Raw genomic sequence first — 23,448 nt, forward strand, 5'->3', positions numbered from 1 at the left:
GGTTGTCCAATCGTCGAGGCCCATCCCCGCTGCACCAGTCGACGTCTTGCCCGTGGCAGACCCACAGGAGAGCTTCGAGTTGAGACAGGGTGTTTTCAAGAAGATCCGCCGGGTCTTGGGCGTTGTCTTCGGAAGCTACCAGCGTAGTTGGCCGGGCTATAGTCTTGGTAGCCATTTTTGTGCTGTCCTTTAGAGGGTAGTGCACGAACTTGGTTAGACGGCTGGGGTGCTCGCTACATCCCGGCCGTCGCCTTTTGATACCTCGCATCTGCATCGCTGCTTTCGCACCGACGACCTGCCGCGAGGCAAGCAGCCTTCGAACATCGGGTTGAGTTGGGTGGGTGGCGCCTTTCTGCTCCCCTTGGTAGGGTATCGAGTGACAGGGGCATTCACTCTAGAGAAGAAGCCGGCGAAGCAACCGCTGCCACAGCACGAAGTCGCGAAGACCGCGAACTAATGCAGCTTCCGCAACACGCCGCGCGCAGACCTCGCGAGCCCCGAGCCATATCAGCCCACAGCGGCTCCAAAACGCTCACGCCGATGGGGTGCCTTGCGCAGCGAAATAAAGGGGGAGCCCGAAGGGCGGAGGACATTCGCGGAGCAAGGTACCCCGTCGGCCTGAGCGTCGCCCTGAATGACCCCGAACCCCACGCACCGACATGTGCCGAGCGCGCCGGCGTCAAGCCTTACGTGTTCGCAGAGGTGCTCGCCAAGGGCGGCGTCGAAGCGTTGCGCTGAGCAAGCGCACCACGCTAGAAGACTCTCAGGGCGCCCGCATTCGGGCGCCCACTGGCCGGGTTCAGTTAACCGTGTGCGAGCCCAGGCCCGCCGAGGTGTCGATGGAGAAGCTGTCCCATTGCGTCGCCGTATCGAAAGCGATGCCCGGGTTGGGATCACCCGATTTGATCGTGGGCTTGCGGCGCAGCGTCTGGTTCAGCGTGCTTGCGCCGTTGGCGCTCTTCCACTCGGTTCCGGGGTCGAACCCGACCTGGCCGATGCGGTCAATGACCGTGCCCGACTTCTCCAGCGTCAGGGCGTCGTCGCCGTTGAAGTTGGCGACGCCGCTGTCCTGAGTGCCGGCCGGTTTGAAGGCAGCCGTGGCGCTGGCGTGCGCCAACACGATCGTGCCGCCAGGCGGCAGGGAGCCGCTCAGCGCCTGCGTGCTCGTCGGCGCAGTCACTCCGTTCGAGTACAGCTTGACGGCATAGAGGCTCAGGTCGATCGCCGAGGCGGTCGGGTTGTAGAGCTCGATCGCCTTGTTGTTCGACGAGCCTTCCACATACTCGCTGAAGAAAAGGTCCGGCGGGCCGGGCGGCAGCACCACGACCGTGGTGGTGACATTCACATTGCCCGTCTTCGTCGCGGTCTGGCCGGCGGAGTTGGTCAGCGTGACCGTCACGCTGAAGGTGCCCGCTGCCGCGTAGGTGTGCGTCACCGCGCCAGTACCGGTTGCCGTGGTGGTAGGACTGCCGTCGCCCCAGTCGACCACGAGCGAGGTCATCGTGTTGGCCCCGCCAGGAATGGCTTCCGTGATGTCCACGCTGTAGGTCTCGCCGGTCTTCGCCGAGGCCGGAATCGAGGCGCTGACGATGGGCTCCACCACCACGGTGTCGGCCGCGAGGTTCAGCCCCACGAGCACCGGATCGTGGTCCGACGCGCGGAACGGCGTGGGCGCGTAGCGGTCATCAGTCGTGAAGTCGGTGTTGTAGTCCAGCGCGGTCGGCTCGTCGGAGTTGATGTGCCACACGCTCACGCCGTTGACCTGCGAAGCCAGGGAGGCCGAGGCATAGGCGTGATCGAGCGCGCCGGTTTCGCCGCCGAACACGTAGGTGTAGCGGTCGCCGGCGGGCATGCGCTTGAGCAGGCTCTCATTGGCCGCGCCTTCCAGCACCTTCGTCGGGTCTTCCAGCAGATAGCTGTTGAAGTCGCCCATCATCAGCACGTCGTTCTCGCCAGTCGTGCCCATCGCCTTGAGCTTGCTCACGAAGCTGTTGAGCGCAGTGGCTTGCTGGGTGCGCGCCAGGTTCCAGCAGCCCTGGCCCTGATCGGTGTCGCCCGTGGTGGGGCAGCTGCCCTTGCTCTTGAAGTGGTTGACCACGAACCAGAAGCCACCGTTGTTGCCCACCGCGCTGAAGCGCTGGGCCAGCGGCGGCCGGCCGCTTGCGGCGGTGTAGTCCGTCAGGTCGGTGCCGGTCGGCAGCACGACGTTGCCGACGCGCTGGACCTTCGCGGGCTTGTAGAGGATGTCGACCTTGATCGCATCCGTGCCGAACACGCCGCTGTTGACTGCCGCGTAAGTATTCGGCCCGAGCTTGGCGTTGAGGGCGGCCAGCAGGTCGTTCGTTGCCACGTCGGTGTTCTGGATCTCCATCAGGCCGATCACGTCGGCGTCGAGCCCAGCGATGGCGGCGACGATCTTGGCTTGCTGCCGCTTGAACTCGTTCAGGTTGTTGGCGCCGCGGCAGTCCGTTGCGACTCCTGTGCCGAGCAGGCAGACCTGGCCGGTCTGCCCTGCGGAGTTCGTGCCGTCCACGAAGGTGGTGAAGTAGTTGAGCACGTTGAGGCTGGCCACCTTGAGCGAGCCACCGACCACCGGTGCGGTGGGCTGGCGGGGATTGGCCTGCGCGAACACCGGTGCCACCGTCGGCTGGATGCGATAGGCGCCGAAGTTGTGGCTCAGGATGCCCGTGACCTTTTGCGTCGTGTCGCCCATGCGCCGAGTGCCGTCGGTGCCGGCTGCGCTCAGGTAGGGAATGGGGTTCGGGTTGGACACCGAAGCGCCGTCGTCCAGCACGATGCGCGAGAGCAGGTTCTGCGCATGCGTCGCCGTCGCGTTGCCGTTGGTGGGGTTGAACTGACGCCCGTTGAGCGACAGCACCATCTGGCCGTAGCGGCCCAGCTCGAAAAGTTCGGTCACGGCCAGGGGCTGTGCGATCTCGACGAGCATGCCTTCGTAGCGCTCCAGCGTGGACTCGTCGGCGACCGGCAGTGTGATCTGCGTGGGTTTGACGACCACGCCGCTGCCGCAGACGCTGATGGCGAGCGGGGTCGGGGTCGTGCCGGCAATCTGCGTGATGCTGTCAGGCTTGGCCCCCACACCGGCAGTCTGGCCGAACTCGGCCACCACGCCAGTGACCTGCACGTAATCGCCGACCGCCACGCGGGTGGCGTTGTTCGGCGCATAGACGAAGACACCTTCCGAGGTCAGCGGGTCGGCATCGGGCACGAGCTGCTGTACGAAGAACCCATTCAGCTTCACCGAGGTGGTGCCGGTGTTCTGGAAGTCGCCGACGACCACGCCGCGCACGGTCACGGCCTGCGAGGCCATGGGGCTGATGTTGCCCGTGCCCTGCACGGAAGAGATGGCCGCGAGCGGCGCGCCGGCCGGAATGGCCGCGGCGCATGTGGGCGGAGGCGTGACTGGCGCGGGGTCTTCAGGCTGCGCCGCTGGCGGCGTGCCGCCCGAGGACGGGGGAGTCAGTGGAAAGAAAGCGTTGCCGCCACCACCGCCGCCGCAAGCGGTCAGCAAGATGGCCAGTGTCAGCGCCAATGTCTTGAACGGCCACGCGGGCCTCGATCCTCGTCCTCGGTGTGTCATTTGGGGTCTCTCTTGTTGTGGGGGCCGGCAAGCGAACCGCGGCCGTTTTTATGGTTCTTGTGTGTAACCCCCGAGACACCCCAGGCACGCCTGGGTGATAGCGCAGCCGCTAGCTCATGCCGCGCGCCAGCAGATGGTCGACCAGCCGCCGCTGCGGAAAGCTCAACGCCTCCTGCCGCGTGCACAGGTACATGCGGCGCGAGGCCCACGCATCGGTGAGGTTGATGAAGCGCAGCTTCATCTCCTTGCGATAGGTCACCGCGGCGCCTTCGGGCAGGATGCCGACGCCCATGCCCGCTTCGATCATCCGGCACACGGCCTCGAAGCTCTTCACCCGCACGCGCAGGCGCAGCACCTTGCGCGCGCTCATCGCGGCGTCTTCCATGGTGCGGGAGATGGCGGAGTCGTCCTCCAGGCCGACGAAGTCGTAGTCGAGCAGTTCCTCGAACGACACCTCGCGGCCGCGCCACGGATGCTTCTGCCGCACGATGGCCACCAGCCTGTCGGTGCGGTACGGAATGAAGTGCAGCGCCGGGTCTGCCGCCTCGCTGGTGATGACGCCCACGTCGGCCTGCCGGTCGCGAATGGCCTGCACGATGTAGACGCTGCGGTGCTCCTCCACGCTCACGCGGATCTCGGGATAGCGCTGGCGGAAGCTCGCCACGTCGTCGGGCAGGAACTGGCCCATGGCCGACGCGTTGGCATGCAGCCGCACACGGCCTGTGGCGCCCTGCGCGTAGTCCGAGAGGTCGGCGCGCATGCGGTCGACGTCGCGCAGTATCTGCCGCGCATGCATGGCCAGCGATTCGCCCGCGCCGGTGGGCGTCACGCCCTTCGATGTGCGGTTGAGCAGCGCCACGCCCAGGTGCTCTTCGAGGATGGCCAGCCGGCGGCTGGCGGCCGACAGCACCATGTGGCTCTCGGCCGCGGCCTTCGACAGGCTGCCGTGCTCAATGGCGCGCAGGAAAAGCGCCAGCGAATCGAGGTCGGGTCTCATGGGGTTCGGGGTCGGTCTGCGAGGCCGACATTGTCGGGCCAGCAGGGGCCACGGCCTCCGCCGAAATACTTTCGGCAGATCGCGCCCGCAAGAGACAGATCTTCCGGAATGCGCTGCACTTTGCCCAAACGAAGAAGCACTTTCCGCGGGCGAAGCGGAAGAATCGTTGCTGTTCCGGCGTCTACCCCGCCGGGGCGTCCGGCGAGCCGGCCCTCTACCGGGGCCATGCCCGCATTCCAACGAGTCCTACCCGGAGTCTTTTCCTGTCATGGCATCCCACGAACTGGCCAGCGTTGCGCTGGACGACAAATACACGGCCACCGAAGGCCGGATCTACCTCAGCGGCATCCAGGCGCTGGTGCGCCTCATGCTCGTGCAGAAGTGGCGCGACCAGAAGGCCGGGCTGAACACCGCGGGCTTCGTCTCGGGCTACCGCGGCTCGCCGCTCGGCGGCCTCGACGAAGCGCTGTGGAAGGCGCAGCCGCAGCTCGAAGCCAACGCCGTGAAGTTCCTGCCCGGCGTGAACGAGGAACTGGCCGCCACCGCCGTCTGGGGCACGCAGCAGGTGCACCTGACGGGCGAGTCCGCCGTCGATGGCGTCTTCGCCATGTGGTACGGCAAGGCGCCGGGCGTGGACCGCTGCGGCGACGTGTTCAAGCACATGAGCCACGCGGGCACCTCGCCCAACGGCGGCGTTCTGCTGGTGGCGGGTGACGACCATGGCGCGTCTTCGTCGACGCTGCCCAACCAGAGCGATCACCTGTTCGCCGCGTCGATGATCCCGATGCTCTATCCGCAGAGCGTGGAGGAGTACATCGAGCTCGGCCTGCACGGCTTCGCGATGTCGCGCTTCGCGGGCCTGCCGGTGGGCTTCAAGGCGCTGGCGGACACGGTGGAGTCTTCGGGCTCCATCCCGGCCGACGCGCTCGACGTGCACACGCGGCTGCCCTCGGACTTCGTGTTCCCGCCCGGCGGCGTGCACGCGCGCCTGTCGACCGACACGCTCGGCGTGCAGGCGCGCAAGCAGGAAGCGCTGATGCAGGACTACAAGATCTACGCGGCCATTGCCTATGCGCGCGAGAACAAGCTGAACCGCGTGACCATCGATTCGCCAAAAGCGCGCCTTGGCATCGTGGCCTCGGGCAAGTCGTACCGCGACGTGCTGGAGGCGCTGGAAGAACTGGGCATCGACGCCGACGAGGCCGCCCGCATCGGCATCCGGCTCTTCAAGGTGTCGATGCCCTGGCCGCTGGAACCCGATTCGATCCGCGAGTTCGCCGACGGGCTCGAAGAGATCCTGGTCGTGGAAGAGAAGCGCCAGATCGTCGAGTACCAGCTCAAGGAGCATCTCTACAACTGGCGCGAGGACGTGCGCCCGCGCGTGATCGGCAAGTTCGACGAACAAGGTGAATGGGGCGCGCATCCGCGCGGAAAGTGGCTGCTGCCGGCCACGGCCGACTTCTCGGTGGCGCAGATCGCGCGCGTCATCGCGGGGCGCGTGGCGCGCTTTCACACCAGCGACCGCATCCGCATGCGGCTCGCCATCCTCGACGCGAAGGACGTGGTGCTCGGCAAGGCAGTCGCCACGCCCTCGCGCCCGGCCTGGTACTGCTCGGGCTGCCCGCACAACACATCGACCAAGGTGCCCGAAGGCAGCCTCGCGCTCGCGGGCATCGGCTGCCACGTGATGGCCACCGCCATCTACCCCGAGCACAACCGCACGACCACGCACATGGGCGGCGAAGGCGCGCCGTGGCTGGGGCAGGCCTGGTTCTCCAAGCGCAGGCACGTGTTCGCGAACCTGGGCGACGGCACCTACTACCACTCGGGCTCGCTCGCCATCCGCGCCGCAGTGGCGGCGGGCGTGAACATCACCTACAAGATCCTCTACAACGACGCGGTCGCCATGACCGGCGGGCAGCCGGTGGACGGCCCCATCACCGTGCCGCGCATCGCGCACCAGATGGCCGCCGAGGGTGTGAAGCGCCTCGCGCTGGTGGCCGAAGACCCGACGCGCTGGGCCGACCGCAGCGTGCTGCCGCCGGAGCGCGAGGGCTTCGTGCTCACCGTGCACCACCGCGACAGCATGGACGCCGTGCAGCGCGAGCTGCGCGAGTTCGAGGGCGTCTCGGTGCTGATCTACGACCAGGTGTGCGCCGCCGAGAAGCGCCGTCGCCGCAAGAAGGGTGAGTTTCCGCAGGCCGCGCGGCGCGTGTTCATCAACGACGCGGTGTGCGAGGGCTGCGGCGACTGCGGCGAGCAGTCGAACTGCACCGCGCTGCTGCCGAAGCAGACAGAACTCGGCCTGAAGCGCGCCGTGGACCAGAGCGCCTGCAACGCCGACGAGTCGTGCATCAAGGGCTTCTGCCCCAGCTTCGTGACGGTGGAAGGCGTCAAGCCGCGCAAGCAAGCGCCGGTCGCCGCGAAGGCCGCGGCCGAAGAGGCGCCGCTGCCCGAGCCGAGGCAGCTCGCGCTCGAAGGCATGCACAACATCCTCATCACCGGCATCGGCGGCACGGGCGTCATCACCATCGGCGCGCTGATCGGCATGGCGGCGCACCTCGAAGGCAAGGGCGTGAGCGTGCTCGACATGACGGGCATGTCGCAGAAGAACGGCTCGGTGACCTCGCACGTGCGCATCGCGCGCGATGCAGCCCAGCTGAAGGCGCAGCGCATTCCCACCGGCGAGGCCGACCTGATTCTGGGCTGCGACATGCTGACGGCCGGCGCGCCCGACGCCATCGCGCGGATGCGGCCGGGCCGCACCTACGCGCTGGTCAACACCTTCGAGCAGCCCACGGGGCATTTCGCGCAGCAGCCCGACTGGCAGTTTCCGGCCGCGCAGGTGCGCGCGCTGATCGAGGAATCGGTGGAAGGCCGCGCCGACTTCGTCGATGCGACGCAGTTGGCCACCCGGCTCATGGGCGACGCCATCGCGGCCAACCTGTTCCTGCTGGGCTTCGCCTTCCAGAAGGGCTATGTGCCGCTGTCGGCCGAGGCGCTGGACAAGGCCATCGAGATCAACGGCGTGGCGGTGAAGGCGAACCAGTCGGCCTTCCGCTGGGGCCGCAAGGCGGCGCTCGACCTCGCAGCGGTGACGCGCGAAGCCTCGCCGCAGAAGGTGGTCGCTCTGCAGCGGCCGCAGAGCTTCGAGGCGCTGGTGAAGAGCCGCACCGAGTTCCTCGTCTCGTACCAGAACGCCGCTTACGCGCAGCGCTATGCGGAGCTGGTGGAGCGCGTGCGCGAAGTCGAACAGCGCGAGCGCGGCAGCAATGTGCTGGCGAAGGCGGTCGCGTCGGGCCTCTTCAAGCTCATGGCCTACAAGGACGAGTACGAGGTTGCGCGGCTGTACACCGACAAGCGCTTCATGGAAAAGCTCGGCGAGCAGTTCGAGGGCAAGCCGGTGTTGCGCTTCCATCTCGCGCCGCCGGTGCTGGGTCGCCGCGACGCCGAGGGGCGTGCGGTGAAGACCAGCTTCGGGCCGTGGATGATGGGCGCGTTCCGCGTGCTCGCCGGATTGCGCGGCCTGCGCGGCACGGCTTTCGATGTGTTCGGGCGCACCGCCGAGCGGCGCATGGAGCGGCAGCTTGTCGAGGACTACCGCGCGATGGTCGAGGGCCTGCTCGCTCGCTTCGACACCATCGACTTCGACACGGCGCTCTCGCTGGCGCGGCTGCCCGAGCAGATCCGCGGCTTCGGGCACGTGAAGCAGGAAAGCGTGGTGTCGACACGGGTGCGTTGGGAGGCGCTGGCAAGGCAACTGGACGCGACCCCGGCGCAACCTGCGCCGAGGCAGCCGCAGCCGGTCGCGGCCTGAGCGAACCGGGCAGAGGGCGAGCGGCAAGGGCCCTGCCGGGAGGATCAGGGCAAAATCCGTCCGCCGCGCCGGTCGGCCCTGTTCCCCCATGCCGCCCACCACTCCCGAAACGCCAACGCCCTCCCCGGCCGCCAGCCCGCGCCGCCGGCGCCGCAACGTGGTCGCCTGGACGGCAGCGTGCTTGCTGGCCCTGCTGCTGATCGGCCTGGCCGGCCAGTGGGCTGCGCGCCGCGAGGCGAACTTCCAGGCCGATTCGATCCGGCGCGCCATGGAAGTGCACGTGCTCGGCCTGCGCGATGCCGCCGGCAAGTACAACTACCTGCCCTTCACCACCGGCCTGCATCCGCTCGTGCTGGCCGCGCTGGACCATCCGGGCGACCCGGCCGCGAAGCAGCGCGCCAACCTCTACATCGAAGGGGTGAACCGCCGCGCCGGCTCCGACGCGCTCTACCTGATCGACATGCAGGGCCTCACGCTGGCGGCCAGCAACTGGGCGACGCCGCAGAGCTTCGTCGGCCAGTCCTACGCCAACCGGCCCTACTTCATCGACGCACGCGCGGGACGCAACGGCCTCTTCTACGGCGTGGGCCAGACGACGGGCGAGCCCGGGCTCTTCATCTCCTCGCCGGTGCGCGGCACGGACGGCGAGGTGCGCGGCGTGTTGACGGTCAAGGTGAGTCTGCGCCAGGTGCAGGAGACATGGACCTTCGTGCGCGACCCCATCCTGCTGACCGACGCGCGCGGCGTCGTGTTCCTGAGCTCTGTGCCGTCGTGGATGTACCAGTCCACGCGCCCCCTGGCAGCCGCCGAGCTCGAGGGCATGCGGCGCGACCAGCAGTACGGCACGCGCACCAGCTTCCAGGCGGTGCCGTGGAAGGTGGAACACGAGGAAGGCGCGCACAGCTATCTGGTGCGCGCCAGCGTCGGCGGCCGGCCGCGCCAGTTTCTCGCGGTCGACGAGCGCCTGCCCGACCTCGGCTGGACGCTGACCGTGATGGCCGACCACGCCGACGTGGACGTCGCGCGCGAGCGCGCCTGGATGCTGGGCCTGCTGCTGGCCGTGGTTCTGCTGCTCGCCGGCCTGTACTGGCAGCTGCGCGAACGCCGCTTCGCCGAGCAGCGCGACGCGCGGCGCGACCTGGAGCTGCGCGTGCGCGAACGCACCCACGAACTCGACGAGGCCCATGCCTTCCGCAAGGCGATGGAAGACTCGCTGCTGGTGGGCATGCGCGCGCGCGACCTGGAAGGCCGCATCATCTACGTCAACCCGGCCTTCTGCGAGATGACCGGCTACGACGCCGACGAGCTGCTGGGCAAGCTGCCGCCCTACCCCTACTGGCACCCGAACGACGTGACCCAGCACTGGCGGCAGTACGACGCCATGATGAGCGGTCAGCCCGCGCGCTCGGGCTTCGAATCGCGCCTGCGGCACCGCGACGGGCACGAGGTCATCACCATGGTCTACACCGCCGCGCTGATCGATGCCGACGGCAGGCACAGCGGCTGGATGAGCTCGGTGGTGGACATCACCGAGCAGAAGCGCGCCGAGCTGCGGCAGCGCCAGAACGACGAGCAGCTGCAGCACGCCCAGCGCCTCGCGAGCCTGGGCGAGATGGCATCCACCCTGGCGCACGAACTGAACCAGCCCCTGATGGCGCTGAGCAACTTCGCGAGCGCCGCCAAGGCCTTTGCCGAGCAGGGCAACCAGCAGCTGCTGGTGAGCAGCCTCGACGAAGCCATGACGCAGGCCCGGCGCAGCGCTGAGATCGTGCGGCGCATCCGCGGCTTCGTGCGCCAGCGCACCGTCGGCACCGAGGACTGCGCGGTCGCCGCGCTGGCCGGCAACGCGCTCGCGCTGCTGCAGGGCGAGATCCGCATGCGCCAGGCGCGCGCCGAGCTGCGCATTCCGCAAGGGCTGCCCGACGTGCGCGGCGACCGCGTGCTGCTCGAGCAGGTGCTGCTGAACCTGCTGTCGAACAGCCTGCACGCCATGCAGGCCGTGCCGCCGGAGCAGCGGGTCGTGGAAGTCGAGGCCGGGCTAGAGGGAGGCCGCATGCACATCCGCGTGGCCGACCGCGGCCCGGGCATCGACCCGGCCGTGGCCGACCAAGTGTTCTCGCCCTTCTTCACCACCAAGACCGGCGGGCTGGGCCTGGGCCTCAACATCTGCCGCACCATCGTCGAGGCGCACCGGGGGAGCCTGTACTTTGCCGACCGGCCCGGCGGTGGCACAGTCTTCACACTCGAGCTGGAAATCTCTCCGCCATGAACGCCATCACCGCAGCGAGCGCTCCCGCCAACAACCTGTGCATCGTGGACGACGACGAGGCCGTGCGCCGCTCGCTGGGCCTGTTGCTGCTGTCGCGCGGGTACGCGGTGCAGACCTTCGCATCGGGCGAGGCTTTTCTCGAAGGCACCGACCTGCAGCGCGCCGGCTGCGTGATCCTGGACCTGCGCCTGGGCGGCATGAGCGGCCTGCAGGTGTTCGACGCGCTGCGCACGCAGGAGAGCCCGCTGGTGGTGATCTTCCTGTCGGGCCACGGAGACATCCCCGTGGCCGTGGAAGCCGTGCAGAACGGCGCCTTCGGCTGGCTCGAGAAACCCTGCAACGACGAACGCCTGCTCGACACCATCGCCCGCGCCCTGCAGCAGGCCGGCGAAGTCGCCGCCCGCCGCCAGGCCCGCCAGGCCGCGCAGGCCCTGTGGGACAAGCTCACTCCGCGCGAGATGCAGATCGCCCGCCTCGTGGCCGAGGGCAAGCCCAACAAGCAGATCGCGCAGGAACTCGCGCCGCTGGAACAGCGCACGGTGGAAACGCACCGGGCGCATGTGTTCGCGAAGCTGGGGCTGGCGAACAGCCATCAGCTGGATCGGTTTCTGCGGGAGCATGCGCTGTAGGTAGCGCCGGCGCGAGCGCTCTAACGCGGATTCATGGCATCGAAGGTGGCCTCGTAGCGACCGTCGCGCTCGGCCCATCGCCTGGCTCGATCGCGTTCGACAAGCAGTTCGCCCCTGGGATGGTCCCTGCGCTCCAGCAACTGCATGACCTCCGCGACATAAGCGTCGACAGGCATGGCACGCGGGTCGGACGCCTGCCCCGCGCCCGTCAGTTCCGTCTGCACGTAAGGCGGCGCAAGCTCGAGGACTTCGACGGGAATCTTGCGCAGCTGATGGCGCAGCGACTGGAGCCATGAGTGCAGGAACGCCTTGCTGGCGCAGTAGGCCGGAAAGTCGGCGCGCGGCACGAAGGCGAGGTTGGAGCTGGTCGCGATGATCGTGGCGCCCGGCTGCCGCTTCAGCACCGGCAGCAGCGCCGCCGTCACGCGCAGCACGCCCAGGACGTTGGTCCGCACTATCGCTTCGGCGCCGGAAGCGTCCCAGCTGTCGGCGGTCATGTCCTCCGCCTGCGAGATTCCCGCATTGGCGACGAGCACATTGAGCTCGGGAAAGCGCGCGCGAACCTCGTCGGCGAGGCGCGACAGCGCTGCCGGGTCGTCGATGTCGAGCGGTATCCCGAAGAAGCCGGGACGGTTCGCGGTGATCTGGTCGAGCAGGGCCTGTCGCCGCCCCGTGACGATGACGCGGTTGCCGCGCGCCAGCAGGGCTTCGGCAAGCGCGCGGCCGATGCCGCTGGTGCCGCCGGTGACGAGAATGGTGTTGCCTGTCGTGTTCATGGTTGCTGCCTTTCTTTCGTTGAGTCGGATGACTCGAAAGGCGGCGGCAGGCCTGGAACGCCGGACTCGCGAACGGCCACGGCAAGACGGCGCGCATGGGCGTCTCGATCGGGCGGTCGCGAGGCAGGAGGATAGGGGCATACCGTGGCGCCTTTCGATGCTTCGAGATTTCCCTGCTGGGACCCTCGCGACGAAGGACGCGTTGGATGACGGTAACGCCTACGGAAGCGCCATCTGGTGACGGCGGCTGCGGGCGGATTGTCGGCAAGGCGCCTTGCGACCGTCAAGCCCCCGCTCCCGATGCCAGGCCCGCCGGCCCCTCCAGGTCTTTCTAGGTATTTACCCTTGCGTACCGATACGTAGACGCCCCGCCCCCAGCTACGGACGACAGCGCGACCCGAGGCGGACAGACTCGGCCGAACGGCCTCCGCGTGACTTTTTTCTTAACGCGGCGGGCCCCAGCCAGAGACAAGGACCCCTTTTCATGACCGCCACCGCAAGCGCGGCCGCCGGTGCTTCCAGCGCCGACGCGGCACCCGCCACCAGCAGCAACACTCCCTATACCTTCGAGGAAAAGCGCAAGCGCATCTTCGCCATCTTCGCCGCCTCGTCCGGCAACCTCGTGGAGTGGTTCGACTTCTACGTCTACGCCTTCTGCGCCATCTATTTCGCGCCGGCGTTCTTCCCCAAGTCCGACCCCACCGTCCAGCTGCTGAACACCGCCGGGGTGTTCGCCGCCGGCTTCCTGATGCGCCCGATCGGCGGCTGGCTGTTCGGCCGCATCGCCGACCGCAAGGGCCGCAAGACCTCGATGGTGACCTCGGTCGTCATGATGTGCGTGGGCTCGCTGGTCATCGCCTGCCTGCCCACCTACGCGCAGATCGGCGCGGCCGCTCCGGCGCTGCTGCTGCTCGCGCGGCTGCTGCAGGGCCTGTCGGTGGGCGGCGAGTACGGCACCACCGCCACCTACATGAGCGAAGTGGCCATGCGCGGCCAGCGCGGCTTCTTCTCGTCGTTCCAGTACGTCACGCTGATCGGCGGCCAGCTGCTCGCGGTGGTCGTGGTGGTGGTGCTCCAGCAGCTGCTGGACGAGGCCGAACTCAAGGCCTGGGGCTGGCGCATTCCCTTCGTGCTGGGTGCCGTGGCTGCCGTGGTCGCACTGCTGCTGCGCCGCACGCTGACCGAAACCGCCAGCACCAAGACCCGCGCCGCCAAGGGCGCTGGCACGATGCGCGAGCTGTTCACCCACCACAAGCGCGCTTTCTTCGTGGTGCTGGGCTACACGGCCGGCGGCTCGCTGATCTTCTACACCTTCACCACGTACATGCAGAAGTACCTGGTGAACTCGGCCGGCATGTCGATCAAGACCGCCAGCAACGTGATGACGGCCTGCCTGTTCATCTACATGTGCATGCAGCCGGTGTTCGGCGCGCTGTCGGACCGCATCGGCCGCCGCAGCAACATGCTGCTGTTCGGCGCGCTGGGCGCGCTGATGACGGTGCCGGTGCTGAGCAACCTGCAGAACGTGGGCAGCCCGCTGGCGGCCGGCCTGCTGATCACGCTGGCGCTGGCGGTGGTGAGCTTCTACACCTCGATCAGCGGCATCGTGAAGGCCGAGATGTTCCCGCCCGAGATCCGCGCGCTGGGCGTCGGCCTCTCCTACGCGGTGGGCAACGCGATCTTCGGCGGCAGCGCCGAGTACGTGGCGCTGGGGCTGAAGTCGATCGGGCACGAGTCGTACTTCTACTGGTACGTGACGGCCATGATGGTCGTGGCGTTCACCGTGAGCCTGCTGCTGCCGAAGCAGGCGAGCTATCTGCACCACGACAAGTAGGACAGGCAGGCAGACAGGGGCGCCATCGCCCCGCCGGGAGGCTTGCCACCTCCCGAAGCGATATCCCGGGAAAGCTTTTTCGAATCGATCGATCCACCAGAAAGCATGAGGGTAAAGCCATGGCGAGACGGATGGTCCACAACGCAACCATCACCTTGAAGCTGCCGTTCGACCTCGACACGGAGGCCAGGGTCAAGGCCCTTCGAGCGGCCGGTGTTCCGGTGGATGCGGAAGGCAACGCACGACAGGGCTTTCTCTTCGTGCGCTCGGGTGACGGCTACAGGAGCCGTGTCGACATCTTCCGGTGGTTTCCCGACGAGGTGAGCCCGATCTCGCGCGATGCAACCGCCATGGCGAAGCCCCCGCGCGAACAGCGCCCCGCACCGCCGCCGGGCAACACGCTCGACCACTGGCTGGCCCAGATCCTGACGCAGCCCATTCCCACCCACGACGCCGTGCTGCGCTACGAGCCGGAAGCTCCTTCGACCACGTTCGGCTGAGACTGCTCGCTCAGGGCATCGCTCAGAGCCGGATGCTCTCGAAGCTCCTGACGAGCACCAACCCCTCGCCGACGCGCGGCTGGCCGTCGTCGGCGATGGTGTCGGCCCGCCGGACCAGTTCGCCGAAATCGAGCCCCGTCCGGGCCTCGATCTTCTCGATGGGCACGCGCCACTGGTTCACGTCCACCGAGGCCAGCGCCTGTGGCGAACCCAGGCTGCGCCGAGGTTCGGAAAGCAGCTTCGACTGATCGGCCACCAGCCCCACGGCCCTGGGGCCGGCCTGCCCCTGCCAGACCACGACCTTGAAGAACGACGAGGGGATCTGCACGTCGTCCGCCCACAGGTCGATCTTGTCGTCGAAGATCGGCCCCTGAAAGACGGCCAGCCTGCGTCGCACGTCGCCCGCGAGGGTGCCGTTCTCGAGCACGTAGCGCTCCAGCCCCTGCCAGTACCTCGCGCTCTGGTTGAACCTGAAATGCTGCGGCGAGCAGTTCGTGAAATGGAAGGTGTCGGCATTGGCGCGCGCGGCGTCTTCCGCCGAACCCCAGGTCGGGTCGGTGCGCCGCGTGAGGTGGCCGCGGTCGAAGTAGGTCGACCATGCCGAGTAGAAGCTCTGGTCGAGCACGAAGCTCGCGCTGACGCGCGGGTCCTTGAACCAGACCTCTCCTTCGGACGCGTTGGGCTGGCCGGTCTTCCTGTCGATTTCGAGATAGGTCTCGCCGTCGATGTTGGTTGCCGTGAAGAGCGCGATGCGCTTCGACTTGTTCAGCTTCAGGCTGAAGTGCTCGTACTTCAGCTCGCCCTCGGCGGCGTCGGGCTCCTCCGCCCGCAGCGGGGCGACCTGCTTCGCCAGAGCCGGCGAGGGCTGCGGCAGCGGCAGTTCCAGCCCCGGAACGAACGCCGAGTCGTAGCCATTGCGGTTGCCGTAGTCCTGGTCGACCTGCACGGCCTCGGCGCCACGGGCCAGCACCTTCGGCTGCAGTGAAGTGGAAGCAAGCGAGGACCGGGAGGCGTCGACGACGACAGGCTGCGCCTGCACCGCCTGCCCGATGCTGATCGTCAATTCGATGGGCACGGTCAGCCGGATGGAACTGGAAGGCGATGCACTGCTCGGGGTGTCCATGGTGTGAAGCTCCGTGGTTGGGTTCGTGATCTCGACTTCCTTGGCCTCCCGTGCCGACGGCCGGGGCGGCGATAGCCTGCGGTCGCTTCCCACGGCGGCCGCGCTGCCGGGGTCTCCGAGCGCAAGCGCATCGCGCAGCAGCGACTGCCACTGCGCCGGCAGCCCGCTCAGGCGACTGGCGAGGTCGCGATAGATGGCACTGATGCGAACGCCCTCGTTCACGTTCACCGGCGGCTTGTCGCCAAGGGCATTCCGGTCGATGAAGGGCTCGCCCCAGTGATGGAGCGCGACCAGTTGCCAGTCGTCGTTGAACACCGGCGAACCCGAGGAGCCCTGCTCGGTATCCGTCTCGTACAGCAGCGTGCGGTCGGTGCGCGCCGTGAGGATGTTGTTGCGCACCGTGATCATCTTGGGCCAGCCCGAGGGGTGCTGGACGATGTTGGTGTTCATCCCGAGCACGTGCTTGTCCGGCTGGTCCGAGAGCGCGCAGAAGCCCAGGTCGCCGGCCTCGGCCTCGCCGGACTGCCTTCGGCCCAGCGCCACGAGGGCGTAGTCGAGCTGGTCGTCGGGCGAGAACAGCGCGAAGCGGTCGGGGTCGAGCAGGAAGGTGGTCGTGGGCTTCGGCACGCCGCGCTCGTCGAGCTCGCGGAAGAAGGTCACCTGCGTGCCCCGCGCCGCGGACTCGTGCTGGATGACGTGGCGGTTGGTGATGAAGAGCGCCGGGCTGACCATGAAGCCGGTGCCGATCTCCGCCCTGGTTCCGTAGTTGACCTCGACGTAGCCCACGGCCCTGGCGCTGCGTGCTCCCTGCGACAGGAAGCTGGCCCGCTGGAAATCCTCGGTGGCGCCGGTGATGGACTCCGCGCCGCTGGACGACATGAGCGTCCGATGGCGCGTCGCATAGGCGCGCGAGCGTTCGACGTCAGGTTCTGCATCGCGCCAGCGGCCCTCGGCCACCAGCTTCCTCACCTGTTCACGCTCGGCGGCGGTACTCTGCAGGCTGGCCTTGAAGGCGTCGATCGCTTCCTCGTTCACGGCGTTCCTCCTTGTGAAGGCGCGGGACTTGGGCGTGAACCGCACGACTGCGGTTCATTGAAGCGGCCGATGGCGTCATCCGGATGACAGTCCGGCCTGGTGCAGGGCCGTGCGAGGTGCGGGAAGAAAGGCGACAGCGGTCGGCATCGAGGCGGTTCCCTGAGCGGATTTTTTCTCCCTGGCCTCTACCAGCGCCGAACCGCTGTCGGGACGCAGTGTGCGCGCCGTGGGTGAATTCGCAGTGAAGTTCAGGAGGGAGTTCCGTGAAACGATACCTGCCGTCCCGCTTCGCGCGACTCCCCGGCTGAAGCCCGCCTGGCAACCCGCCCCGTTCGGAAAAGAAAAAGGCGCTGTCGGCGCCGACCCGGTTTCCGGGCGGTGCCGACAGCGCCGCTGGCTTGGGCGTTCGCCGCCGTGCTCTCGCGCTACTCCTGCGGCTCGAGTGCCACGGGCACCGCCGGAGCGGTCTTCTTCCGCGCCTGGAGGACGAACGATACGACCTGCCACACGACGAAGACCGCGATCAGGCTCAGCAGCGTGCCGCTGATGGGCCGGGAGACGAAGGTGCCGAAGCTGCCGCGGCTCAGCAGCATCGCGCGGCGGAAGTTCTCCTCCAGCATCGGCCCGAGGATGAAGCCGAGCATCAGCGGCGCCGCGTCCAGCTCCAGGCGCATGAACATGTAGCCCATGAAGCCGAAGGCGGCCGTGATGAAGACGTCTTCCAGGTTGTTGTTCACGCTGTAGGTGCCGATGCAGCAGAAGAACAGGATCGACGGGAACAGCACGCTGTAAGGGATCTTGAACACCGAAAGCCAGTAGCGCACCAGCGGCACGTTGAGCACCAGCAGGAAGACGTTGCCGATCCACATGCTGGCGACCAGGCCCCAGAACAGCTCGGGGTGGCTGCCGATCATGTTCGGTCCGGGCTGGATGCCCTTGATGATGAAGGCGGCCAGCATCAGCGCCATCACGGCGTTCTCGGGGATGCCGATGCTCATCAGCGGAATGAAGCTGGTGCGCGCTGCCGCTTCGTCGGCTGCAGCCTGTCCGGCCACGCCCTCGATGCAGCCGGAGCCGATCTCGTGCTTGTACTTGCTGACCTTCTTGTCGATCGCGTAGGCCGCGAACTGCGCGATCGTCGGGCCGCCGCCGGGCAGGATGCCCAGGAATGAACCGACCACGCTGCCGCGCAATGCGCTGGGAATGATCCGCTTGAACTCCGCCCAGGTGGGAATCAGGTTGATCTTGCCGTTGAAGGGCGAGCGCTCTTCGCGCGAGTCGAGATTCTTCGTGATCTCGGCAATGCCGAAGCAGCCCAGCGCAATGCTCACGATGCCGACGCCGTCCACCAGGAAAGGCAGGTCCAGCGTGAAGCGCTGCATGCCGCTGTTCACGTCGGTGCCGATGGTTCCGAGCAGCACGCCGATCATGCACATGGCCAGGCCGTTGAGCAGGCTGCCCGTGGTCACGAAGCTCACGCACACGAAGCCCACCAGCATCATCGAGACGTAGTCGGCGGGACCGAACAGGAAGGCCACCTCGCCGAGCACGGGCGCCAGGAACGACAGCACCAGGATGGCGACCGTGCCGCCGATGAAGCTGGAGAAGCCCGCCGTGAACAGCGCCAGACCCGTCTGCCCCTTCAATGTCATCGCGTACCCGTCGATACAGGCCACGATGCTGCTGGCATGCGGGATCTTCATCGTGATCGCGCTCACGCTGTCGCCGTACTGCGCGCCGTAGTAGATGCCGGCCAGCATGATGAGCGCGCCGGTCGTGGGAATCGAATAGGTCAGCGGCAGCAGCAGGCTGATGGTGGCCAGCGGGCCGAGGCCGGGCAGCAGCCCGACCAGCGTGCCCACGGTGCAGCCGATGGCGCAGAACATCAGGTTCTGCCAGGTCAGGGCGTGAGAAAAGCCGAACGCCAGGTTGTTAAGGACTTCCATCGTCGTGACCTCAGTAAAGCGGCAGGTTCAGGCCGAGGAGTTTCTGGAGGGCCAGAGCCATCACGATCAGGCCTGCCGAGATCTTGATGCTGCGCACCCACGAGGGCGAGCTGCCTGCGAACGACGAGCAGAACACCATGAAGACGATGCCCGCGATCATGTTCACGTACTGCGAGATCAATGCGAACCCGCAAAGGCTCGCGAGGATGAGACCGATGTTCTTGAAGTTGAAGACCAGCGGCACCTGTGCGACGAAGAAGGCCCGGATCACCGTCGCCACGCCGATCACCAGCAGCATGCCGCTCACGAGGGCCGGAAAGAGCCCGGGCCCCGCGCGGCTCAGGTCTCCGATGGGGTAGCGAAGCGCCGTGAGGCCGAAGGCCAGCGCGATTGCCATGAGGAATAGTCCCCTGACAAGATTTCTGTTTCTCATACGTTCCCGATGTACTGGGTAGTTGAATGCCACCGGCGCGGGTGAATCCGCCCGGTCCCGTCTCCATCCGGATGGAAATCCGGACGATGCGATGCTCTTGGGGCTAGCTGATCGCTGTCTGACGACGGCGTGAGGGGAACTACGTACCCAACGCCTGGGCGGGCAGCGCGCGGCGCCGGTACCCGGGGGGGAAGGAACCGGCCGGATCGGCGGTATCCGTCCACGCCGGCCATACGGCTTCCCATATAGCTCTTTTTTCTCAGTGACCTTCTGCACTGGCAGCCAGGGCCTGATTTGCTTAACTTCCGGGCATACGCAACAACCCAGGGAGCGATCAATCATGGCAGTAGACATGTTCATGCGCGTCGAAGGCGCGAACGGTGAATCGAAGGACTCGAACCACAAGGAGTGGACGGACATCAAGTCCTTCGCGTGGGGCGCGACGCAGCCCGGCAACATGGTCAGCGGTGGTGGCGGCGGTGTCGGCAAGGCCAGCTTCAACGACCTGCAGGTGCTCGCGCGCATCGACAAGGCGGCACCGTCGGTGCTGAAGAACTGCGCAAGCGGCAAACACCTGAGCAAGGTGGAAGTGTCGGTGTGCAAGGCCGGTGGCTCGCAGATCGAATACACCCGCGTCACGCTCGAAGAGGTGCTGGTGACCTCGGTGCAGTACACGGCCGAGCAGGGCTCGGACGCGGTGTTCGTTCAGTACGCATTCCAGGCCGCCAAGGTGAAGCAGCAGTACTGGGAACAGACCGACAAGGGCGGCAAGGGCGCCGAGACGGTGCTGGCCTGGAACATCAAGGAGAACAAGGAGACCTGATTCCCGCCGTCGGCCGAGCGTCAGGATGACCCGCAGTTTCATCGCCCACAGCTCGCTGGGCGAGCGCCTCAAGTTCCGTTCGATGACGGGACAGGAGCGCATCTCCACCCTGTTCGAGTCGCGCGTGCGGCTCGTGAGCGACATGCAGGGCATCCCGCCGAAGCAACTGCTCGGCGAGGACATGACCATCGAGATCAATCTCGCCACCGAACTGGGCGGGCCGGGCCTGCGCTTCCTCAGCGGCCAGGTCGCGCGCTTCGCCTGCGTCGGCAAGGACGACGGCGACATGTGCGTCTACGAGGCCACGCTGCGCCCGTGGCTCTGGTACGCCACGCGCCGGTCGGACTTCAGGATCTTCCAGTTCAAGACGGCACCGCAGATCCTGCAGGAGGTGCTGGCGCCCTACGGCTTCGCCATCGACACCAGGCTGGGCGGCAACTACCGCACCTGGGAGTACTGCGTGCAGTACGCCGAGACCGACTTCAACTTCGTCAGCCGGCTGATGGAGCAGGAAGGCATCTACTACTTCTTCTCGCACGCCAAGGGCAGCCACCAGCTGGTGCTGTGCGACGGCCCCGACTCGCACGCCGACCTGCCCGCCGGACCGGCCAAGGTGCCCTACCACGCGGGCGTGCTGGCGGCGCAGATCCTGGAGCAGGACTTCATCGACACCTGGCATCACGCCGAGGACATCGCCCCGGGCAACTTCGCGGCCGACGACTACGACTTCAGGAAGCCCAACGCCGAGATCGACACGCTGCGCCGCCAGCCCGCGGGCCACAGCCACGACAGCTTCGAGATCTACGACTGGCCCGGCGGCTACACCGAGATGGGCGACGGCGAGAACTACGCGCGGCTGCGGCTGGAGCAGCTTGCCGGGCGGCGCGAACTCGTCAGCGCCGAAGGCAACCTGCGCCACATGGCGCCCGGCTACCTGTTCGAGCTGGCGCGCCATCCGAGCGCCGAGGACAACCGGCGCTACCTGATCGAGGCCGTCACCTACGACTTCCAGGAGAACGCCCTGCGCGTGGCGGGCGCCGCCGACGCGGCCTACCGCGAATCGACCAGCAGCACCAGCTACCGCCAGGCCTTCGAGGTGCTGCCCGACAGCGCGCCCTACCGTACCGCGCGCGTCACGCCGCGCCCGCGCACCACCGGGCCGCAAACGGCCGTGGTGGTGGGCCCCGCCGGCGAGGAGATCCACACCGACGAGTACGGCCGCATCAAGGTGCAGTTCCACTGGGACCGCTACGGCAGGCGCGACGAGAACTCCTCGTGCTGGATACGCGTGTCGCAGACCTGGGCCGGCAACAACTACGGCGCGATGCACATCCCGCGCATCGGCCAGGAAGTGATCGTCGACTTTCTCAACGGCGACCCCGACCACCCCATCGTCACCGGCTGCGTCTACAACGCCGCGCAGATGCCGCCGTGGGAGCTGCCGCGCCACAAGACCCAGACCGGCTTCCAGACCAACTGGAGCAAGGGCGGCGGCGGCAAGCACATGCTGCGATTCGAGGACAGCCGAGGCACCGAGCACATCGAGCTCTCCACCGACCACGGCAACACCCACCTGCACATGGGCTACCTGATGAACCAGGGCTCTGGCGTGCAGCGCAGCTACGGCTTCGAGCTGCGCACCAACGAGTGGGGTTCCATCCGCGCGGACAAGGGCCTGCTGCTGACCACCTACACGCAGGACTTCGCGCAGAAGACCTCGCGCGACAACCCCGACGGCCACGAGCACATGGGTGCCACGCTCGCGCAGAGCAGCGCGCTCATGCAGGCGGCGGGGCAGGCGGTGGCGGCAACCAAGTCGCTCGTGAGCGCGATGGCGCAGGGCAAGAACCAGCTGCTGTCGGGGCTGGTGCAGGGCGTGCAGTCGGTGGGCGGCATCTCGCAGGCCATCACCGCGCTGGCCGCCGGCGGATCGCCCGAAGCCGGCGTCTCGGACGACCCCGACCCGGCCATGGCCGATGCGCAGCAGATGCTCGACCTCTCGCGCAGGATCGACAAGCCCGTGGTCTCCATCGTGAGCCCCGAGGGCCAGACGATGATCAGCCCCCGGCCCATCGTCATGAGTTCGGGACAGAGCGTGTCGATGCGCTCCACCTCGGCGATGACCATGACCACCGGCGCCCAGCTCACGCAGCTGGCCGCCAAGGGCATGCTCACGCAGGTGAGCGAGGGCGGGCAGGTCAACGTGGTGTCGGACGGCGACATCGTCTCGCACGCCAGCGCCGGTGCGATCAACCTGGTGTCGAAGACCGACGCCTCGGTGACTTCGACCACGGCCAACGCCAACCTCACCGGCCAGAAGTCGGTGCTCGTCCAGGCGGCCGAGCAGGACGTGTTCGTCACGGCCAAGACCAGCATCTCGTTGATCTGCGGCAAGTCGTCGATCGTGCTGCTGGCGGATGGGACGGTGAAGATCAACGGGGTGAAGGGGTTGGTGAACTTCACGGACAACTTGGATCAGCGGGGCGGGAAGATTTTTCTGAATTGCGAAGCGCCCATCGGCAGCCAGGCCGAAGAAGCCGTGGTGGAGGAAGCTGTGCCGGTGGCGCCCGCGGCGGCGGCCACGTCGGCCGGCGCGTCCGAGAGCGCCGTACCCGCCGCCGCGCCGCCTGGCTACGTGACCACCGGTCTTGGCAAGGGCGTCGATGCCATCTCGGCGCGATCGCCCACGCTGCAGAACCAGATCAAGTTCCTGCAGGGCCAGGGATGGAAGATCGGCTATGGAGCCGCGGGCGGCGGCACATATGCCAACACCAATTCCGGCGTCAAGCGCATCGTGATCGACGGCAACGAGAAGAGCGACCCCTACAGGACCACCGCCTCGCTGTCGCACGAGGTCGGGCACGCGGTCTACTCGTACAAGTTCAAGCCCGATGTTTCCTCGAAGAGCGCCTTCGTCAACAGCATGCTCAGCTCCGAGGGCGAGGCCGCGCTGAACCAGATCCAGGTGCAGCGCGAAGTCTGGCGCGCGGCCAAGGTCGACATCCTCAAGGGAGCGAACCCGACGAACGTGGCCGCGTTCAACGATGCCTACAACGTCATGCTCAAGGGCGGTACCCGGGAGGCCGCGCGAGCCGCGGCCGGCAGCTACTACGGCACGCTCAACACCTCGACCACCGGCGAGCAATACACCCTGTACTACGGCAACTCCTACGACAAGACCCATGGCGGCAAGCACTGAACCCGTGAATCCGCAGGCCACGGCCATGACGCTCTGGCAGGCCGTCGAAGCGCTGGCGGCGCAACTGCCGTTCTCCACGCAGAAGGTCGGCCGCACGCTTTCCACCACCCTGAGCGACACGCACGCGGAGGGCGGCGACGTGTTCCGCTTCTTCGAGGGCACGCCAGTGCGCCTCGGGGATGGCACCGAGCTCGCACGCATCGACCTTCGCATCAAGCGCGAAGGACCGCACCCGGGCTTCCTGGTTCTCGAACTGGGCGGGCGCTGCGTACCGATGGCCGAGGTTCGCCAGCACTACGCGAACCTGGAGATCACCGGAGTGCCGCGCGGCCGGTCGCTCGACGAGGCCACCACCCATACCGCCACGCTCGGCTGGGGCCGGCTGTCGTTCGGTTTCACGGAGCGCAACCCCGACTGCCTGGCCCACGTGGCCTTCGACCCCTCATAGGCGGCACGCCCGAAAGGCTGG

Annotated in this window: 14 protein-coding genes; 8 read left to right on the plus strand and 6 right to left on the minus strand. The window is 67.4% G+C overall.

Annotated elements, in window-relative coordinates:
* Positions 1-799 precede the first annotated feature (799 nt).
* Both EJP69_RS16960 and EJP69_RS16965 read right to left on the minus strand, forming a co-directional pair.
* Positions 800-3,598: an ExeM/NucH family extracellular endonuclease gene (locus tag EJP69_RS16960; protein ID WP_126471624.1), complete on the minus strand. Its 2,799-nt coding sequence runs from the start codon at positions 3,596-3,598 to the stop codon at positions 800-802.
* Between the two features lie 109 nt (positions 3,599-3,707).
* Positions 3,708-4,595, minus strand: coding sequence for a LysR family transcriptional regulator (locus EJP69_RS16965; RefSeq protein ID WP_126471626.1), 888 nt, complete (start codon positions 4,593-4,595; stop codon positions 3,708-3,710).
* A gap of 268 nt (positions 4,596-4,863) precedes the next feature.
* Here EJP69_RS16965 and EJP69_RS16970 point away from each other — a divergent pair, with 268 nt between their 5' ends.
* From EJP69_RS16970 to EJP69_RS16980, 3 genes are all read left to right on the plus strand, one after another.
* Positions 4,864-8,412 carry an indolepyruvate ferredoxin oxidoreductase family protein gene (locus EJP69_RS16970; protein ID WP_126471628.1) on the plus strand — a complete coding sequence of 1,183 codons (3,549 nt, stop codon included), beginning with the start codon at positions 4,864-4,866 and terminating at the stop codon, positions 8,410-8,412.
* 88 nt (positions 8,413-8,500) lie between these two features.
* Positions 8,501-10,681 (plus strand): ATP-binding protein, encoded by a 2,181-nt coding sequence (locus EJP69_RS16975; RefSeq protein WP_126471630.1) that lies wholly within the window; start codon positions 8,501-8,503, stop codon positions 10,679-10,681.
* The gene (locus tag EJP69_RS16980; RefSeq protein WP_093197333.1) at positions 10,678-11,310 is read left to right on the plus strand and encodes a response regulator transcription factor; all 633 of its coding nucleotides are present in this window, start codon (positions 10,678-10,680) and stop codon (positions 11,308-11,310) included. The genes EJP69_RS16975 and EJP69_RS16980 overlap by 4 nt, the downstream gene beginning before the upstream one ends.
* A gap of 20 nt (positions 11,311-11,330) precedes the next feature.
* Here the strand turns inward: EJP69_RS16980 and EJP69_RS16985 are convergent, their stop codons facing one another.
* Positions 11,331-12,086 carry an SDR family oxidoreductase gene (locus EJP69_RS16985; protein ID WP_126471632.1) on the minus strand — a complete coding sequence of 252 codons (756 nt, stop codon included), beginning with the start codon at positions 12,084-12,086 and terminating at the stop codon, positions 11,331-11,333.
* Between the two features lie 484 nt (positions 12,087-12,570).
* Between EJP69_RS16985 and EJP69_RS16990 the strand changes: the two genes are divergently transcribed.
* Together EJP69_RS16990 and EJP69_RS29635 are read left to right on the plus strand one after the other, a co-directional pair.
* Positions 12,571-13,920 (plus strand): MFS family transporter, encoded by a 1,350-nt coding sequence (locus tag EJP69_RS16990; RefSeq protein WP_093197337.1) that lies wholly within the window; start codon positions 12,571-12,573, stop codon positions 13,918-13,920.
* 131 nt (positions 13,921-14,051) lie between these two features.
* Positions 14,052-14,420, plus strand: coding sequence for a hypothetical protein (locus EJP69_RS29635; RefSeq protein WP_206169341.1), 369 nt, complete (start codon positions 14,052-14,054; stop codon positions 14,418-14,420).
* Between the two features lie 22 nt (positions 14,421-14,442).
* Here EJP69_RS29635 and EJP69_RS17000 read toward each other — a convergent pair whose 3' ends face one another.
* The 3 genes from EJP69_RS17000 to EJP69_RS17010 form a co-directional block, all read right to left on the minus strand.
* Positions 14,443-16,578 (minus strand): DNA/RNA non-specific endonuclease, encoded by a 2,136-nt coding sequence (locus tag EJP69_RS17000; protein ID WP_206169342.1) that lies wholly within the window; start codon positions 16,576-16,578, stop codon positions 14,443-14,445.
* 425 nt (positions 16,579-17,003) lie between these two features.
* Positions 17,004-18,524 carry a tripartite tricarboxylate transporter permease gene (locus EJP69_RS17005; RefSeq protein WP_093197342.1) on the minus strand — a complete coding sequence of 507 codons (1,521 nt, stop codon included), beginning with the start codon at positions 18,522-18,524 and terminating at the stop codon, positions 17,004-17,006.
* Between the two features lie 10 nt (positions 18,525-18,534).
* Entirely contained in the window at positions 18,535-18,957 is a 423-nt protein-coding gene (locus EJP69_RS17010) for a tripartite tricarboxylate transporter TctB family protein (protein ID WP_338067634.1), read from the minus strand.
* Positions 18,958-19,297: 340 nt separating this feature from the next.
* Between EJP69_RS17010 and EJP69_RS17015 the strand changes: the two genes are divergently transcribed.
* The 3 genes from EJP69_RS17015 to EJP69_RS17025 are packed head-to-tail and all read left to right on the plus strand — an operon-like array spanning position 19,298 to position 23,427.
* A complete protein-coding gene (locus EJP69_RS17015; protein ID WP_093197348.1) occupies positions 19,298-19,780 on the plus strand; it encodes an Hcp family type VI secretion system effector in 483 nt (160 codons plus the stop codon).
* A gap of 25 nt (positions 19,781-19,805) precedes the next feature.
* Complete coding sequence (locus tag EJP69_RS17020; protein WP_126471636.1) at positions 19,806-22,979, plus strand: type VI secretion system Vgr family protein; 3,174 nt, start codon at positions 19,806-19,808, stop codon at positions 22,977-22,979.
* Entirely contained in the window at positions 22,963-23,427 is a 465-nt protein-coding gene (locus EJP69_RS17025) for a hypothetical protein (protein WP_240652179.1), read from the plus strand. The genes EJP69_RS17020 and EJP69_RS17025 overlap by 17 nt, the downstream gene beginning before the upstream one ends.
* Positions 23,428-23,448 lie beyond the last annotated feature (21 nt).

This window comes from Variovorax gossypii, assembly GCF_003965815.1.
Lineage (GTDB): Bacteria > Pseudomonadota > Gammaproteobacteria > Burkholderiales > Burkholderiaceae_C > Variovorax > Variovorax gossypii.

Coding starts and splice junctions, on each gene's coding strand:
- EJP69_RS16960 (WP_126471624.1), bottom strand. CDS start 3,598: ATGACACACCGAGGACGAGGATCGAGGCCCGCGTGGCCGTTCAAGACA.
- EJP69_RS16965 (WP_126471626.1), bottom strand. CDS start 4,595: ATGAGACCCGACCTCGATTCGCTGGCGCTTTTCCTGCGCGCCATTGAG.
- EJP69_RS16970 (WP_126471628.1), top strand. CDS start 4,864: ATGGCATCCCACGAACTGGCCAGCGTTGCGCTGGACGACAAATACACG.
- EJP69_RS16975 (WP_126471630.1), top strand. CDS start 8,501: ATGCCGCCCACCACTCCCGAAACGCCAACGCCCTCCCCGGCCGCCAGC.
- EJP69_RS16980 (WP_093197333.1), top strand. CDS start 10,678: ATGAACGCCATCACCGCAGCGAGCGCTCCCGCCAACAACCTGTGCATC.
- EJP69_RS16985 (WP_126471632.1), bottom strand. CDS start 12,086: ATGAACACGACAGGCAACACCATTCTCGTCACCGGCGGCACCAGCGGC.
- EJP69_RS16990 (WP_093197337.1), top strand. CDS start 12,571: ATGACCGCCACCGCAAGCGCGGCCGCCGGTGCTTCCAGCGCCGACGCG.
- EJP69_RS29635 (WP_206169341.1), top strand. CDS start 14,052: ATGGTCCACAACGCAACCATCACCTTGAAGCTGCCGTTCGACCTCGAC.
- EJP69_RS17005 (WP_093197342.1), bottom strand. CDS start 18,524: ATGGAAGTCCTTAACAACCTGGCGTTCGGCTTTTCTCACGCCCTGACC.
- EJP69_RS17010 (WP_338067634.1), bottom strand. CDS start 18,957: ATGAGAAACAGAAATCTTGTCAGGGGACTATTCCTCATGGCAATCGCG.
- EJP69_RS17015 (WP_093197348.1), top strand. CDS start 19,298: ATGGCAGTAGACATGTTCATGCGCGTCGAAGGCGCGAACGGTGAATCG.
- EJP69_RS17020 (WP_126471636.1), top strand. CDS start 19,806: ATGACCCGCAGTTTCATCGCCCACAGCTCGCTGGGCGAGCGCCTCAAG.
- EJP69_RS17025 (WP_240652179.1), top strand. CDS start 22,963: ATGGCGGCAAGCACTGAACCCGTGAATCCGCAGGCCACGGCCATGACG.